The 13,627-nt window shown below is 41.0% G+C and carries 12 protein-coding genes and 8 tRNA genes; 13 read left to right on the top strand and 7 right to left on the bottom strand.

The features are described 5' to 3' along the window. Positions 1-4: 4 nt before the first annotated feature. Positions 5-469 carry a hypothetical protein gene (locus tag F4W09_RS00225; protein WP_016167065.1) on the top strand — a complete coding sequence of 155 codons (465 nt, stop codon included), beginning with the start codon at positions 5-7 and terminating at the stop codon, positions 467-469. A 64-nt stretch (positions 470-533) separates the two neighbouring features. Here the strand turns inward: F4W09_RS00225 and dapE are convergent, their stop codons facing one another. The 3 genes from dapE to F4W09_RS00240 form a co-directional block, all read right to left on the bottom strand. Next, positions 534-1,667 carry a succinyl-diaminopimelate desuccinylase gene (gene dapE, locus F4W09_RS00230; RefSeq protein WP_044738274.1) on the bottom strand — a complete coding sequence of 378 codons (1,134 nt, stop codon included), beginning with the start codon at positions 1,665-1,667 and terminating at the stop codon, positions 534-536. A 115-nt stretch (positions 1,668-1,782) separates the two neighbouring features. Beyond that, the gene (locus F4W09_RS00235; RefSeq protein ID WP_016167063.1) at positions 1,783-1,923 is read right to left on the bottom strand and encodes an entericidin A/B family lipoprotein; all 141 of its coding nucleotides are present in this window, start codon (positions 1,921-1,923) and stop codon (positions 1,783-1,785) included. Positions 1,924-2,038: 115 nt separating this feature from the next. Beyond that, positions 2,039-2,917 carry a DUF1853 family protein gene (locus F4W09_RS00240; RefSeq protein ID WP_151503669.1) on the bottom strand — a complete coding sequence of 293 codons (879 nt, stop codon included), beginning with the start codon at positions 2,915-2,917 and terminating at the stop codon, positions 2,039-2,041. Between the two features lie 96 nt (positions 2,918-3,013). Between F4W09_RS00240 and F4W09_RS00245 the strand changes: the two genes are divergently transcribed. From F4W09_RS00245 to F4W09_RS00295, 11 genes are all read left to right on the top strand, one after another. Then, on the top strand, positions 3,014-3,388 hold the full coding sequence (locus F4W09_RS00245) for a YbaN family protein (RefSeq protein WP_016167061.1): 375 nt from the start codon (positions 3,014-3,016) through the stop codon (positions 3,386-3,388). A gap of 41 nt (positions 3,389-3,429) precedes the next feature. Continuing rightward, positions 3,430-3,936 (top strand): cell wall-recycling L,D-carboxypeptidase ElsL, encoded by a 507-nt coding sequence (elsL, locus tag F4W09_RS00250; RefSeq protein WP_151503670.1) that lies wholly within the window; start codon positions 3,430-3,432, stop codon positions 3,934-3,936. 217 nt (positions 3,937-4,153) lie between these two features. Next, positions 4,154-4,229, top strand: a tRNA-Val gene (locus F4W09_RS00255). A gap of 23 nt (positions 4,230-4,252) precedes the next feature. After that, positions 4,253-4,329 (top strand) — tRNA-Asp (locus tag F4W09_RS00260). 50 nt (positions 4,330-4,379) lie between these two features. Beyond that, positions 4,380-4,456, top strand: a tRNA-Asp gene (locus F4W09_RS00265). Between the two features lie 21 nt (positions 4,457-4,477). Continuing rightward, positions 4,478-4,553, top strand: a tRNA-Val gene (locus F4W09_RS00270). Positions 4,554-4,566: 13 nt separating this feature from the next. Then, positions 4,567-4,643 (top strand) — tRNA-Asp (locus F4W09_RS00275). 100 nt (positions 4,644-4,743) lie between these two features. After that, positions 4,744-4,819, top strand: a tRNA-Val gene (locus tag F4W09_RS00280). A gap of 44 nt (positions 4,820-4,863) precedes the next feature. Beyond that, a tRNA-Asp gene (locus F4W09_RS00285) sits at positions 4,864-4,940 on the top strand. Positions 4,941-5,034: 94 nt separating this feature from the next. Beyond that, positions 5,035-5,110 (top strand) — tRNA-Val (locus F4W09_RS00290). Positions 5,111-5,190: 80 nt separating this feature from the next. Then, a complete protein-coding gene (locus F4W09_RS00295) occupies positions 5,191-5,652 on the top strand; it encodes a DUF2750 domain-containing protein (protein ID WP_016167059.1) in 462 nt (153 codons plus the stop codon). A 3-nt stretch (positions 5,653-5,655) separates the two neighbouring features. Here F4W09_RS00295 and F4W09_RS00300 read toward each other — a convergent pair whose 3' ends face one another. The 4 genes from F4W09_RS00300 to yccS form a co-directional block, all read right to left on the bottom strand. Beyond that, complete coding sequence (locus F4W09_RS00300) at positions 5,656-6,441, bottom strand: YdcF family protein (protein WP_151503671.1); 786 nt, start codon at positions 6,439-6,441, stop codon at positions 5,656-5,658. 132 nt (positions 6,442-6,573) lie between these two features. Next, positions 6,574-9,192: a PepSY domain-containing protein gene (locus tag F4W09_RS00305; RefSeq protein ID WP_151503672.1), complete on the bottom strand. Its 2,619-nt coding sequence runs from the start codon at positions 9,190-9,192 to the stop codon at positions 6,574-6,576. Between the two features lie 161 nt (positions 9,193-9,353). Then, the gene (locus tag F4W09_RS00310; RefSeq protein ID WP_016167056.1) at positions 9,354-9,914 is read right to left on the bottom strand and encodes a 6TM ABC transporter family protein; all 561 of its coding nucleotides are present in this window, start codon (positions 9,912-9,914) and stop codon (positions 9,354-9,356) included. Positions 9,915-10,074: 160 nt separating this feature from the next. Continuing rightward, positions 10,075-12,249: a YccS family putative transporter gene (gene yccS / locus F4W09_RS00315; RefSeq protein WP_151503673.1), complete on the bottom strand. Its 2,175-nt coding sequence runs from the start codon at positions 12,247-12,249 to the stop codon at positions 10,075-10,077. Between the two features lie 141 nt (positions 12,250-12,390). Between yccS and F4W09_RS00320 the strand changes: the two genes are divergently transcribed. Continuing rightward, positions 12,391-13,608 (top strand): multidrug effflux MFS transporter, encoded by a 1,218-nt coding sequence (locus tag F4W09_RS00320; protein ID WP_151503674.1) that lies wholly within the window; start codon positions 12,391-12,393, stop codon positions 13,606-13,608. Positions 13,609-13,627 lie beyond the last annotated feature (19 nt).

Consider the following 13,627-nt stretch of genomic DNA (forward strand, 5'->3'; position numbering starts at 1 on the left):
TTTGATGAGTGGAAAAATCGCGAATAAATCGGTTTTAGACCAAATTAGTCAGCAAGAGTTACATCATCTTATTACAGTTTCTACTGGATTTATTGATGCTTATATCATTCAGTGTTATGGCAAAGTTGCGATGTTATTACCTCAAAACATTGTACTTTCCGCATTGGATAGCCAGACACATGTTTCTTCAGTAGAGTGGCACGATGTAAAATTACCTGTTTATGCGGTGAATGATCCTGCAAAAGAGACAGGTGTTGCATTGGTGATTGAAGGTGATGAAGTAGATCAGCGTTTTGCCTTGATGTGTAATGAAATGCCGAAATCTGTACGTGTTCGTATTTCTGAGGTGGTTGACGAAGAAATGACAGTTACTGATCCTATGGTGTTTCAGTATGTGAGAATGGGCGAACAAACGTTCCAAGTCCCGAATGTAGTCCAGATTCAAGCCAGTTTAGGTATTAACTCATAAAAGCTTTAACAATAAAAAACCCATGTTCAACATGGGTTTTTTATTCGCTGTTTATTCAAAAGTCTTAAGCTAATAAGCCTTCTAAAATTTGCTCATAAATTTCAGCCAAAGGTTCTAAATCTGCTACATTAACGTGCTCATCAATTTGATGTATGCTGGCATTAAGTACACCTAGTTCAAGTACTTGAGCGCCTGTAGGTGCAATAAAACGACCATCTGATGTTCCGCCACTGGTCGATAATTCAGTTTCACGACCAGTAACATTACGAATTGCATTTTTCGCAGCATTTACCAACTCGCCTACTGGGGTGAGGAATGGTAAGCCAGAATGTGTCCATTGGATTTCGTAAGTTAAACCATGACGATCTAAAATTTCTAACACACGTGCTTTTAATTCTTCTGCTGTGACTTCTGTCGAATAGCGGAAGTTAAATGTTACCGTCATTGTCCCAGGTACCACATTGGTTGCACCTGTACCCGCTTGGATATTAGAAACTTGGAAAGAAGTTGCAGGGAAGTACTCATTCCCTTGATCCCAAACGGTATCGCATAGTTCTGCAACAGCTTTAGAAGCCATGTGAATTGGATTAATCGCAAGGTGAGGGTAAGCCACGTGACCTTGCTTTCCTTTTACAGTCAGTACTGCATTTAATGAACCACGACGACCATTTTTTACAATATCACCTAAATGATGCGTACTTGATGGCTCACCTACAAGGCACCAAGTCATTTTTTCTTGGCGAGCTTCTAGCGTTTCAATAACTTTGACAGTTCCATTAATCGCAGGACCTTCTTCATCAGAGGTGATTAAAAATGCGATTGAGCCTTTGTGATTTGGGTGCTTAGCTACAAATCGTTCTGATGCCACCACCATTGCCGCCAATGCAGTTTTCATGTCTGCACTACCACGACCATAGAGTTTGCCATCACGGATTTCTGGAATAAACGGTTCTGAGTGCCAAGCATTTAAATTGCCTGTTGGTACTACATCTGTATGCCCTGCAAAACAGAACACTGGAGCTTCAGTCCCTTTGCGCGCCCAAAGATTATCAACATCATCAAAACGCATAGGTTCAATGTTAAAACCAATTTTTGCTAAACGCTCAGCCATAATGTTTTGACAGTCATGATCGACAGGCGTAACAGAGGGTTGGCGGAGTAATTGCAGACTAAGTTCGAGTGTTTCGGAGTGGTTCATACAGAAAAGCAAATGAAAAATATGCTGCTATGATAGGCGAATCGAATCAAGAAAGGGAGTTTTGATATAAAAAAACCTTATCGTTTTGATAAGGTCTTGATGTTCTTTTGGGGGATTATAATTTGTCTGCTGATTTTTCCGCGCTGTCTGTAACCACATCCCCAACTTTGGAAACGTCTTTACCTACACCTGCGACCGTATTACAGCCTGCTAGAAAAAAAGTGAGTAGTAATGAGATCGCGATTGCTTTTTTCATAGTGTTCTCCAAAACATGAATTATTATCTTGAGCACATATAGATTAAAAAACATTCAGCATAAACAGTACCATGATTTCATTATAAAAAAGTTAAAGAATGTATATGGCGTCATTTTAATGCTGAGCATAATGCTGTAGCAGAGGGCGGTTGCGATACATATAAAAATTTTGTTCCTCATCTTTATCTAAATAACAATACAAACCATCAGTCCAGAGCAGAGGTGTTACACTGGTTGCAGCAGCATGAGGGCAGAGCCATTCGTGGCGTTGTAAGCGATAGGGGAATGCTGTTTGAGGAATAAAATCATAGCCCCACAAGCCTATTCTTCTATGTGAGTTCAGCCAATGTGGGATTTGCTCTGTGGTTGCATGCAAAGGCAAATACAGTTGCCCCTTTAAGATGACAAAGCGTTGTTGTATTGGGTAATTCAGTGCTTGATCAAATTGAAACTGCTTTTGGGTAAAATGGTTTAATTTACGTTTTAATGTATCTGTCCGATTAAGCCCATACCAATGCGGAAAAGAAAAATCACATTCTGCTAAATAGTATTTTAAAGCCACTTCCCAATGTTCAATTTGATTGGTCTGCGTATTTTTAAGTAAAAAATCCAATTCGCCTAAAGTTTTAGGGCCTGCAATTTGTTGGATGCTGTGCCCTAAAAGTTCATAAGGGTGATAATTATGATCACATAACCAAAACCAAATAAACATTTCAAAGCGTAATCCTAGTCGAGTGCTTTTTAATTGATTTAAAAAGTTTTCTAATTCAGTTGGATGTTGATCTAAATAATCTAAACGAGTTTGGTAGAGGTGAAAGTACTGAGTCCAAACCGACTCTGTATGAAATTGAAATGCCTGTTGAACGTCAAATTGCTCGGGATAAGCACTTAGAATATTGGGGCTGGCAAGGCTAAAAGCCAATTGCCTCACCAGCGGATTTTTAAAATTGAGCCATGGTTCAAAAAGATGGTCTTGTTGTAAGGTTGGAAACATAGTGAAAACCGAAACGGCAGAACAATGTACAGAATTTAAAAAGGATAAAGTGTAAAAACATTTTATACTAGCGCAATTCTAGATTAGGGCTTGAAGATGAAGATAGTGTTTTGGCGAAGTTTAGTGGTGCTTTTTGTCATCCTTGGCTTTATTGGTGCTGTACTACCTGGTATGCCAACAACAGTATTTTTAATTTTAGCCGCGTGGGCAGCCTCAAAAGGTTGGCCACAAGTAGATGATTGGTTGTTAAATCATCCAAAGCATGGCGCAACACTTCGAGCTTGGCGTGAAAATGGCACTGTACCACGCAAAGCCAAATGGATTGCTTCCAGCATGATGCTGCTCAGTGGCGTATTGATGCTATTTACAACAGCGCCTTTTGCGGTCAAAGTCTTTACAGATTTGACCATGTTGATTGTTGCAATCTGGTTATGGTTGCGCCCAGAACCAGTTTCGAGTGAAGCACGATAGATAATACCCATAACAAGTTGTACGTTTTTTAGGACAGTTCAATGCAATATTCATTACAACAAGCAGATATTTTAATCGATTTAGCAGAGCAAATTTTGCAACTGCCTAAGCATAATAAGTTTTATGTGATTTCATCGGGTAAAAATGGGATTGGTGAACAAGAAAATAGTGGCAAGACACCAAGAGGATGGCACCAAGTAGCGTTAAAGTTTGGTGAGTTTGCACCAATCAATGCGGTCTTTATTGCACGTAAAGAAACAGGGGAGGTTTATGATCTGGAGCTTGCCACAGCGTTTCCAGAACGTGACTGGATCTTGTCACGTATTTTATGGCTTGCGGGTTTAGAGCCACAGTTTAATCAAGGTGAGGGATGCGATACCTTCAATCGTTATATTTATATTCACGGTACACCAGATAGCGAACCCATGGGTATTCCAATGTCGCATGGTTGTATTCGTATGCGCAATCAAGATGTCATCGAATTATTTGAACTGATTCCTGAAAATGCATTGGTCTATATTTCGGAACAAACTTTAAATTTAAGTTAAAGCGTCGTCATTTTCATTTATGGCATCAAAAATAAAGATAGGGCTATGTGTGAAAATTACGCATATTTTTGAAATAACTTGCAGAATTTGCTTGTTTTTATAGCAAAACACTTATTTTTTAATCACTCAAACATAAAATTATGAAAACAGTGAGAAAAGCGTTTGACACTCGGTCAGGATTCTCTATAATGCACCACACAAACGATGAAGACGTTAAGGGCGCTTAGCTCAGTTGGTAGAGCGTCTGCCTTACAAGCAGAATGTCGGCGGTTCGATCCCGTCAGCGCCCACCAAGCCTTTACGTTAAACTCTCAGTGCAGCGGTAGTTCAGTTGGTTAGAATACCGGCCTGTCACGCCGGGGGTCGCGGGTTCGAGCCCCGTCCGCTGCGCCACTTGATGAGTTTAATAATTGTTTGTACCACAAATGCGATATTGTGTAAGTGCAGCGGTAGTTCAGTTGGTTAGAATATCGGCCTGTCACGCCGAGGGTCGCGGGTTCGAGCCCCGTCCGCTGCGCCATTTATACAAAATAGCTTTTGAGGGCGCTTAGCTCAGTTGGTAGAGCGTCTGCCTTACAAGCAGAATGTCGGCGGTTCGATCCCGTCAGCGCCCACCATATTCTTTGCGATGCAGCGGTAGTTCAGTTGGTTAGAATACCGGCCTGTCACGCCGGGGGTCGCGGGTTCGAGCCCCGTCCGCTGCGCCATTTCAAAGAAGTTTTACAGTCTGACAAGCTGTGTTTTAAAAGATAATCCCTAGTGTTTATCTTGCATCCTAAAAATAGTGATGCTATTTTTAATGCCTTAGGGCGCTTAGCTCAGTTGGTAGAGCGTCTGCCTTACAAGCAGAATGTCGGCGGTTCGATCCCGTCAGCGCCCACCATAATTTTGACAGATTATGGATTTTGGTTTTAAGAATTCCGTGTTGCAGCGGTAGTTCAGTTGGTTAGAATATCGGCCTGTCACGCCGAGGGTCGCGGGTTCGAGCCCCGTCCGCTGCGCCATTTTAATATCTTATTTCCCTGAATAAGATGTTTAATCCAGATAAAGTACCTTTATCTCGGTTTTGTAAAAATAGGTCTCTATTTTTATTCTTCAGGGCGCTTAGCTCAGTTGGTAGAGCGTCTGCCTTACAAGCAGAATGTCGGCGGTTCGATCCCGTCAGCGCCCACCATATATCTCCTTCATGTTGTCTAGACTCAGTCTTTTATATAGAATTTATTATTCAATAATAATTCAATATATATCATTGATATGAGAAATCCTTATCAGCGTAAAGCTGCATCTAAAAGTCATAATTCTAGCCCAAGTGCGAAGAATATCTATCAGCAATTTATTGAAAACATGGTTGCTCAAGGATCTGTGAGTGCTTTATATCAGGATGGTTGGGCGTTATGCGCGACCCCAACAGGGCAACGTGCATTTGCAATTTGGCAAAATAAAAATTTAGCTAAATTGTTGATTAGAGACAATTGGGCAGATTATCAATTGAAAGAGATCAGCCTCAAAGATTTGGTAGAAAAACTGATTCCATATTTAAGAAAGGAACAGACCACCATTTCTTTGGACTTAACGCCTGAGGGGCAAAATATCTTGGTTGCGCCAGAGAAATTGTTGTTAGATTTAAAAAACTATTTATACCAAGTCTATATGCAAAAACCTGAGTTGTTTCAGGACATGAAGCTTCCTCTTCCTCGTCATATTCGTCTGAATTAATCCTTAAAACTCATTTAAGAGCCAACCACTACCATAAGCAAAATATTCTCTAAGCCATGAATTATAACGGTTAATGAAAGGTGTGGGCGCGGCTACAGTAATGATATGACGATAGCCTTGTTTATGGGCAATTGCAGCAGCTCTTAAGGTATGGAAATCACTGGTAACGATAGCAATAGGTTCATTCAATTGAATATTGAGCTGAGCAAGAATGGGTTTGCTATTCTTTAGATTTAAATCGGTACTGGTGCTTTTGTCTTCTAACCAAATACGAGTAGGGGATATCGAGAAGTTTTGCTGAACATACTTTGACATTACTTCTGCTTCAGTGAATTTTTCTCGAAAATCTAAACCGCCCGTCATAATGAGGGGGATTTTGGGTTGTTGTTTTGCCAGTACGGCAGCTCGATTTAAGCGCTGTGCTAAGGTGGCGGAAGGTTGACCATGCTCGATACCACTCCCCAAAACAATAATAGCTTTCACAGGCGTAGTTTGAGAATTGTTTTGGCTTGCTAGATGCAAATAGATGAAAAAGCAAAGTACGCTTGTACTCCAAAGTAAAAATCCCCAGCAACCTATACGCCAGATGATATGTCTATATCGAGTTTGGTGAACAAAGAGTTGAATTTTAGGGTATAAAAGTGCAAAGACCAGCAGTCCTAATCCAATTAACAACGGCAGTACAGTACCTAAATGAATTTTATTGAGACTAATTAAATAAGCCCCATCTAGGAAGAGTGCAGTTCCAATAATTGCTGCGAATAGTCTTTTTAATCGTATTGATTGCATAATTCTAGATTGGTTTGATGTGGTGAAGATAAATGCTTATGACATGAAACGTATTGTGGAATGGATAAATAAAATGATGAATAAAAAACCGAGCCTATTTAAGCTCGGTTTTTTATTTTATGCTACTGCTTTTTAGTATACATCACGACGATAGCGCCCTTCATGACGAAGTTGTTCTACCGTATTTTCACCCAGAATGTCGATGAGGGCATGCTCGACATCTTGGGCCATTCCCTGAATGCTACCACAGACATAAATGACTGCACCACGATTGAACCATGAGATTAGCTCTGCTGCTTGATTACGCAAAACATGGTGTACATAAACCTTTTCCGCTTGATCACGTGAGAAAGCCAAATTCAGGCGTTCTAACATGCCTGTGCTTTGCCACGCTTCAATCGTAGTTTGATAGAAAAAGTCATGTTCTCGTTGCCGTTCACCGAAGATCAGCCAGTTTTGGGTGTAATCAGCACGGACACGCGCATGTAATAGACTCATCAGTCCTGCAATGCCTGTGCCATTACCAATACAAATGATTGGACGATTGTCATCAATGAGGTGGAATGACTCATTATTACGAATACGAAGTGCAATCTCTTGACCAATTTCAGTATGTGCTGTTAGCCAACCCGAACCTAAGCCAAGTTCACCCGTATGATCACTTTGCTGACGTACCACTAAACGTAGTGTTTGCTGCGAGGGAATACTGGCAATCGAATATTCGCGTGAAGCTAAAGTGTGTAGTTGCTCAAGCAAATGTTCCATGTTGGCAAAAGGTTCAACATCGGTATTTAGTTGTTTATCCCATAATGCCTGCTCAATTGAAACAGCTAAGGATTCCACCTGAGTTTGGGGGGCAATTTGATGTTTTGCCATAAATTCAGCAATACGTTTTGCACTGTTGCCGGGTTGAATTTCGGCAATATCACCCGCTTGCCAATGTGCTTCATGCTGGGCTTGAAGTTCGATATTAAATGCAGGTGCACCAAGACTATTTGGGTTCAATAAATCACGTTGTGTTAATGTCCAGCGATCAAACGTTTTATCAATGTGCATAGCTTGTAGATCAAGCTTGCTGCTTTTTGCAAGTGCGTTATTCCAACGCTGTATATCTTCAGGGTTGGCATTATCGACTTCTATGGTGTCGAACAGTGCGTGTGCTTGATTTTGTTTAAGCCAAGCCGCAATGGCATGTCCGAAGCTACAATAACTGTCTAGATATTCTTTGGAGCCTAAGGCCAATACGGCAAAGTATGCATGGCTTAAATCTATTTGACTATTCAGTATTTTCTTGGCAAAACCTGAAGCAAGATCAGGTGCATCGCCGGTACCGTAGGTGCTTGCAACAAACAAGATTTGTTGAGCAGATTGCAGATCTTCTGGGGTTAGTTGTTGTACCGTTTTAACCGTAACAGGTTGGCGAGCCTCTTGTAAACTCGTGGCTGTACGCCAAGCCAACTGCTCAGCCACACCTGTTTGGGAAGCATAAGCAATCAGCCAAGGTTTTGCATTTGGATCTACAGTGATGCTGTGATGGCTTGCACGAGCTGCTAAGGTTAATTTTTTCTGCTTACGACGTTTAAGATATAGCATCCACCCAGTGACAAAGAACAATGGCATTGCAAATGCAGCAAGCATGGCAAAGAAGTGATATACAGGCCCAAAGAAGCTACCACGGTGTACGGGCAGCATACTGCTCATGATTTTTTCATTGAGCTTTTTGTCTGCATATAATTCAACATTTTTTATAGTCGCGGTTTGATAGTTATAGACGGCTTTATTTCGTGCTCGGTCATGTTGTGGAACTGGGTCGAGAAAACCAAGTTCAACTTTGCCATCTGCTTTTTTGGGAAGATTTAAGGTTAGTGTTGAATAGTCATGTCCCAGTTTAGCTTGCACGCCTGTCCATGTTTGTGAAAGTACCATTTGCATTTGTGCTGGACTGAATTCAGCATGGTCTCGAGCTTGTATATTGGCATTATGAGAACGGCCCTGTGAGGCATGTTCACCACGTTGTTCACCTGATGCTCCACGTGGACCTTGGCCTTCAGGTTTACCGCCTTGCATTTCTGGTTTTGGTTGTTCAACATCCATCACTTTAAACATGCCGCTACGCCACCAATCATAAGACCAGTAAAGTCCTGTACATGCCATCAGTAAATAAAATACCACCACCCATGTACCCACTACAGCATGTAAGTCCCATAGGAAGTTGCGACCTTTGAGTTTTGGCTTAACAAAAAGCCATTGTTTGACCGAGTGTTTTTTGGGCCAGCGTAAATATAATCCACTCAGGACAAAGAAAATCAGCATGAGTGTACACGCAGCTGTAATTTGTTTCCCTACAGGACCAACAGTCAAATTACGATGCAATTGCTGCACAAACTGAAAAAAACCTTGTCCCTTTATTTCTGGCAGAACTTCAGCAGAGTAGGGGTTGACCATCATGTTATAGCCGCGTCGTGCCCCTTCTTTGACAATATTGACCGTGCTTGATGCTGTCGGGTCTTTCGCAATTGTGATGCTATTAATCTGGATCTTTGGATCGGCTTGCTGAAAATGTAAATAGAGTTCAGCTGGTGTAAGCTTATCTCGATTTTCCGCCTGTACAACATAACTATCCGTATTGATCCATTGAAGGATTTGCTGATCATAAGAATAAATAGCGCCAGTCACGCCCATAATGGACAGTATTAATCCAGCGGTAATCCCCATAAACCAATGAATTTGGAAAAATATTTTTTTCAACATGATGGTCAAGTGTTGGAAGTGTCAAAAAATTGGCGAAATTATAACTTAAGATTTAGCAGACAATGTGGATTTTGAAGATAATATTTATTCTCATTATCGTTTTTAATTGGTTTTGTAAAAAAGCCTTCATATTTCAGAAGGCTTTTCAGGAATCGGGTCGCTTAGATTTTCTTCGCTTCACCTACAGATTCATTTAAATGCTTGCGTATGGTTTCAAAAGAGAAATTACGTGAGTCCATGCGCTTAGGTAAAATATAGGCACCTTGTTGACCTTTGACTTTAAAGTTCAACAACATAAATTCTGGCGTGTTGTACCATTCATAAATGTCTTTCCAGCCAATTGCACCAACGCCTTCTTGCATACCCATTTGCTGGCGCATCACGATACCGTGAGGTTGTACACCCAGTTTTACACCTTTAATTTCCTGAACAGGAAACTCATTCATTTTGCGTTTAACATACCATTCTAAGCCATAAGTGCGGATTGCAAGGTATAAAGCCACCCCGACAATTGCCACCCAGCAAAAAATAGTTGAGTAGTTTTTTAATAAGATGATGCCCACAATCGCAAGAGCTACGATGGCACCCATAATCATCCATGCTTTGGTGCTAATTTTATTGGTACTACGCCAAATCACCATCTGAGCATGGCGTTGCTCAGCTTCAGAGATTTCGTAGTTCACAGGTTGTAGCGTATAAGCGTATAAATTTTTTGCGGTCATAGTGAAAAGAGCAAATTTAAAACTAGAGAAAGTTTAGCATTAAATAGTCAGGGTTGATACGTTATAAATGCATTGTATTGCGGGGAAATTGCTGCTTTTTTAACAGCAAAATTTTGGATGCCCCGCCAGCCAATCTATGATTTGTAAAATTCGATATTCATTATAAAGATGCAAACTCGGTCGCCTGATCATCACGTTCATTGCTCAAGTTTTGCTTGAGGTGACTCAATTGCTGCAAAATACTGAACATTAACGATAATTGCTGCAAAATAATCAAAGACAATTGATCTTCTTTTTTATCTTGTGTGAGGCGTTGCCGAATGGTTTGCAACATATTTTGTGCAGTTAAATCAGGCATTTCATCTTTCAGTAATGCACCTTGAATATCTTCCTGTGCCTGACTGAGTAAATTTAGAATTTCAGGATCTGTGATTTGGGCACGATGTGCACCGAGGGCCGCAATATAACTCAAAAAGGTGTGATTCAAACAAAGAAACTCAAATGCCTGACTTTTTTGTGTAGGGTCAAAGTCGGGTTCGGTGGCAAGGGTTGAAATCAGGGAGGCGACATCGGCATCGGTGTTATGTGCGGCACGTCGCACCACACGATAATTCAAACCATTATTACGACCTTGTTTGTATTGCTGAATCACTTCATTTAAGTAGGCACATTGCGCCTGTAAGCTACGTTGGATACTATGCGGTAGCCGACGGAATTTCCAATCTGGAAAAATAAAGCTCACGCCTAACCATGCCAAGGCACAACCGATCAAAGTATCAATCATTCGAGGTACAGCGGCTGAAAAACCAAGACCATCTAAATTAAAATTAATTAAAGCCAAAATGGTGATAAAAGCTGTCGCTTGTGCATACTGTTTACTGCGTAATTCAAAAAACAGCACGCCACTCAAAACTAGCAGCAGTAACTGACCTTCAACCGAAGGAATAAAATACAACACCGCTTCACCAATGATGATTCCGATGAGTGTGCCGACGACTCGTAGACGGAGTCGGCGTTTGGTGGCATTAAAGTTGGGTTGGCAGACAAATAATGCGGTTAGAATAATCCAGTATCCGTATTGAATCTGCGTGACTTGTACAAAAATATAGCCGACCAGTAAAACAATTGAGAGTCGGATAGCGTGACGGAACAACACAGATTCAGGTGTAAGATGTTGTTTGATTCGGATGACAATATCATCCCAACCTTTAAGATCATCATCTTTAAGCTGGTTTTCAATCTGTTTACTTTTATCAAAAACGATATTTTGTTCAGTTTCCAAGTTACGCAGTTGTGCATCGATCGACTTCAGGTTTTGGTATAAAGAGAACAGGGCATTCACCCAAATCGGATCGTAATGGTTATCGTCGCGTAATTTTTCTAAAGACACTTTTAGATTTTGAAAAGAATGTTTAAAGCGCTTGTTATGTTTATAGTTTTTCCGTAATAAGATGCTTTCGCTCAAATCTTTACAGGCTTTACCCTGAATAGTCAAAATTCGTTGGAAGCGAAATAGGATATCGCTGTGTTCAAAAACTTTGGTTAAAATTTGATAGTCAATGTGGGCAGAATCAGCGCGTTCATGGATATCTTGTGCGACAAAATAATATTGTAAACTGCGTCGAGTATCGCGTTGACCGCGGTCACCTTTTAAGCGAGTGAGCAGGGCAGTTTTCATTTCGTTGAAAATGCCCACCAATTTGCCATTTTCCAGTGACAAATCAATCATGCTTTGCTGATAGCTTTGTGGGGTCATGTCTACATCAAATAGATTGGATTTGGCAAAGAGGAAATTGCCCAGTGAGGAATAGCATTCGGACAACTTGTCTTGTACTTGACGCACAGGGAACAACAAGAAGCTGATGGTGGAAATGACACCATACCATGCGGCACCTGCGACCAGTAGTGAAGGTTGCATATACCATTGGTCAAATAAATGTACGCCCAACATGGAATACACAGAAATGACCAAACAACCATAAGAAATGGTGGCATAGCGTCGACCCAAAGAACCCAATAAAATAAAGCCAATACAAGAGATGATCAGCCCGATGGCAAACAGAATCGGGTGCGGGAAAAGAAAATAAATAGAGGTTGCTGTAACAAAAAAACCGATATAGGTATAAACCAAATTTAAAAGACGCACCGAGAAGCGGTCATCAATATCACTGAGACCTGCGGCAACAACACCCAGTGTAAGTGGGATGGTGGCCAGTTGATAGTCTAAAAAATAAGGAACAAATGCAGTCCCTGCGAACGCAATAATCATGCGCACGTTATACATAAAAGAGGTGTTATAAGTGGTTTGCTTCAGACGAGTAAGCCAAGTGTTCAAGTGGTTTCCTTCAAGAGATGTACATCAAACCTTTATGCAAAAAGTAGGCTTGAGTCAGGATTTAATTTCACTTTTTTGATCAAGAAATAATACTATGGAGAGTGTAAGCTTGTCTTGTTTCTTCGTAGTTAAAAATTAAATATGAATGCTGCTCAATCTCCCGTAAAAAAAACCTATTCGACTTCTTGGATTATGTTGTTGGCGTTATTAACTGCCTTAGGTCCACTCTCCATTGATATGTATTTACCTGCTTTGCCGCAAATGGCCAAAGACTTTGGGGTTAGTACCCAAATGGTGGCAAATACTTTGCCTGCTTATTTTTTGGGACTCGCAATTGGGCAGCTTATTTATGGACCATTGAGTGATCGGATTGGGCGTAAGAAACCGCTGTACTTTGGCTTAAGCTTATATGTCGTTGCCAGTTTGCTCTGCGTGCTTGCGAGTAATGAATGGGCACTCATAGCTGCCAGAGTATTACAAGCATTAGGAGGATGTGTAGGGGTGGTAATTGCACGAGCCGCTATTCGAGATCGTTTAGATATGAATGCCTCTGCACAGGCTTTTGCCAGTATGATGATTGTGATGGGGGTGGCACCAATTTTGGCACCAACTTTGGGAGCATTGGTGCTTAGTTATTTTAATTGGCACGCCATTTTTGTTTTTCTAATGATGATTGGCGCTGCATGCTGGTTGTGTATTCATTTCTTTTTTCAGGAAACCTTACAGCCTGAACATCGCCTACGTTTGAATTTACCTCAAGTTTTCCAATTGTATGCAGCTATTTTTCAAGATCGTAGTTTCCGTATTCCAATGCTGGCAGGCTGTTTCTCGGGTGGTGTGCTGTTTTGCTATATCAGCTCATCTGCATCGGTGCTGATGAATGGCTATGGTTTAAATCAACAGCACTTTGCAATTGCTTTTGGTTCGAATGCCTTTGGGATTATGTTGTTATCGACCCTAAATAAAAAAATGGGTAAACATCTTTCTGTCTTTACCCGTCTGAAAATTGGCGGATTTATTCAGCTTACAGGTGCTTTAGTGTTAGTACTTGCAGGTCTGTTGCAACAAGCTCCAATTGAACTGGTGTATGCAGGCATGTTCTTGGCGGTTTCAGGGATTGGTTTTACAGGCCCAAATGCGATGGCATTGGCGATGTCTGAACAAGGTGCACGTGCAGGAACAGCGAGTGCGGTGATGGGCAGTATGCAATTTGCTTGCGGCTTGCTAGGCGGGGTGATTCTGAATTTCTTAGTTTGGACAGACTTAATGAATATGGCAACCTTGATGCTGTGTTTCATTGCCATCGCAATGTTAGCAATCTTTAGTTTATCTCCAGAAAAAGTAATGGCTCAATCATAGGGCTGAAGCGAAGTAAGAC

Source organism: Acinetobacter tandoii (assembly GCF_008867985.1).
In the GTDB taxonomy this organism is placed as follows: domain Bacteria; phylum Pseudomonadota; class Gammaproteobacteria; order Pseudomonadales; family Moraxellaceae; genus Acinetobacter; species Acinetobacter tandoii.

Bases quoted from the DNA above. Each gene is read 5' to 3' on its own strand.
- F4W09_RS00225 (WP_016167065.1), top strand. From the start codon at position 5: ATGAGTGGAAAAATCGCGAATAAATCGGTTTTAGACCAAATTAGTCAG.
- F4W09_RS00235 (WP_016167063.1), bottom strand. From the start codon at position 1,923: ATGAAAAAAGCAATCGCGATCTCATTACTACTCACTTTTTTTCTAGCA.
- F4W09_RS00320 (WP_151503674.1), top strand. From the start codon at position 12,391: ATGAATGCTGCTCAATCTCCCGTAAAAAAAACCTATTCGACTTCTTGG.
- dapE (WP_044738274.1), bottom strand. From the start codon at position 1,667: ATGAACCACTCCGAAACACTCGAACTTAGTCTGCAATTACTCCGCCAA.
- F4W09_RS00295 (WP_016167059.1), top strand. From the start codon at position 5,191: ATGAGAAATCCTTATCAGCGTAAAGCTGCATCTAAAAGTCATAATTCT.
- F4W09_RS00305 (WP_151503672.1), bottom strand. From the start codon at position 9,192: ATGTTGAAAAAAATATTTTTCCAAATTCATTGGTTTATGGGGATTACC.
- F4W09_RS00300 (WP_151503671.1), bottom strand. From the start codon at position 6,441: ATGCAATCAATACGATTAAAAAGACTATTCGCAGCAATTATTGGAACT.
- F4W09_RS00310 (WP_016167056.1), bottom strand. From the start codon at position 9,914: ATGACCGCAAAAAATTTATACGCTTATACGCTACAACCTGTGAACTAC.
- F4W09_RS00245 (WP_016167061.1), top strand. From the start codon at position 3,014: ATGAAGATAGTGTTTTGGCGAAGTTTAGTGGTGCTTTTTGTCATCCTT.
- elsL (WP_151503670.1), top strand. From the start codon at position 3,430: ATGCAATATTCATTACAACAAGCAGATATTTTAATCGATTTAGCAGAG.
- F4W09_RS00240 (WP_151503669.1), bottom strand. From the start codon at position 2,917: ATGTTTCCAACCTTACAACAAGACCATCTTTTTGAACCATGGCTCAAT.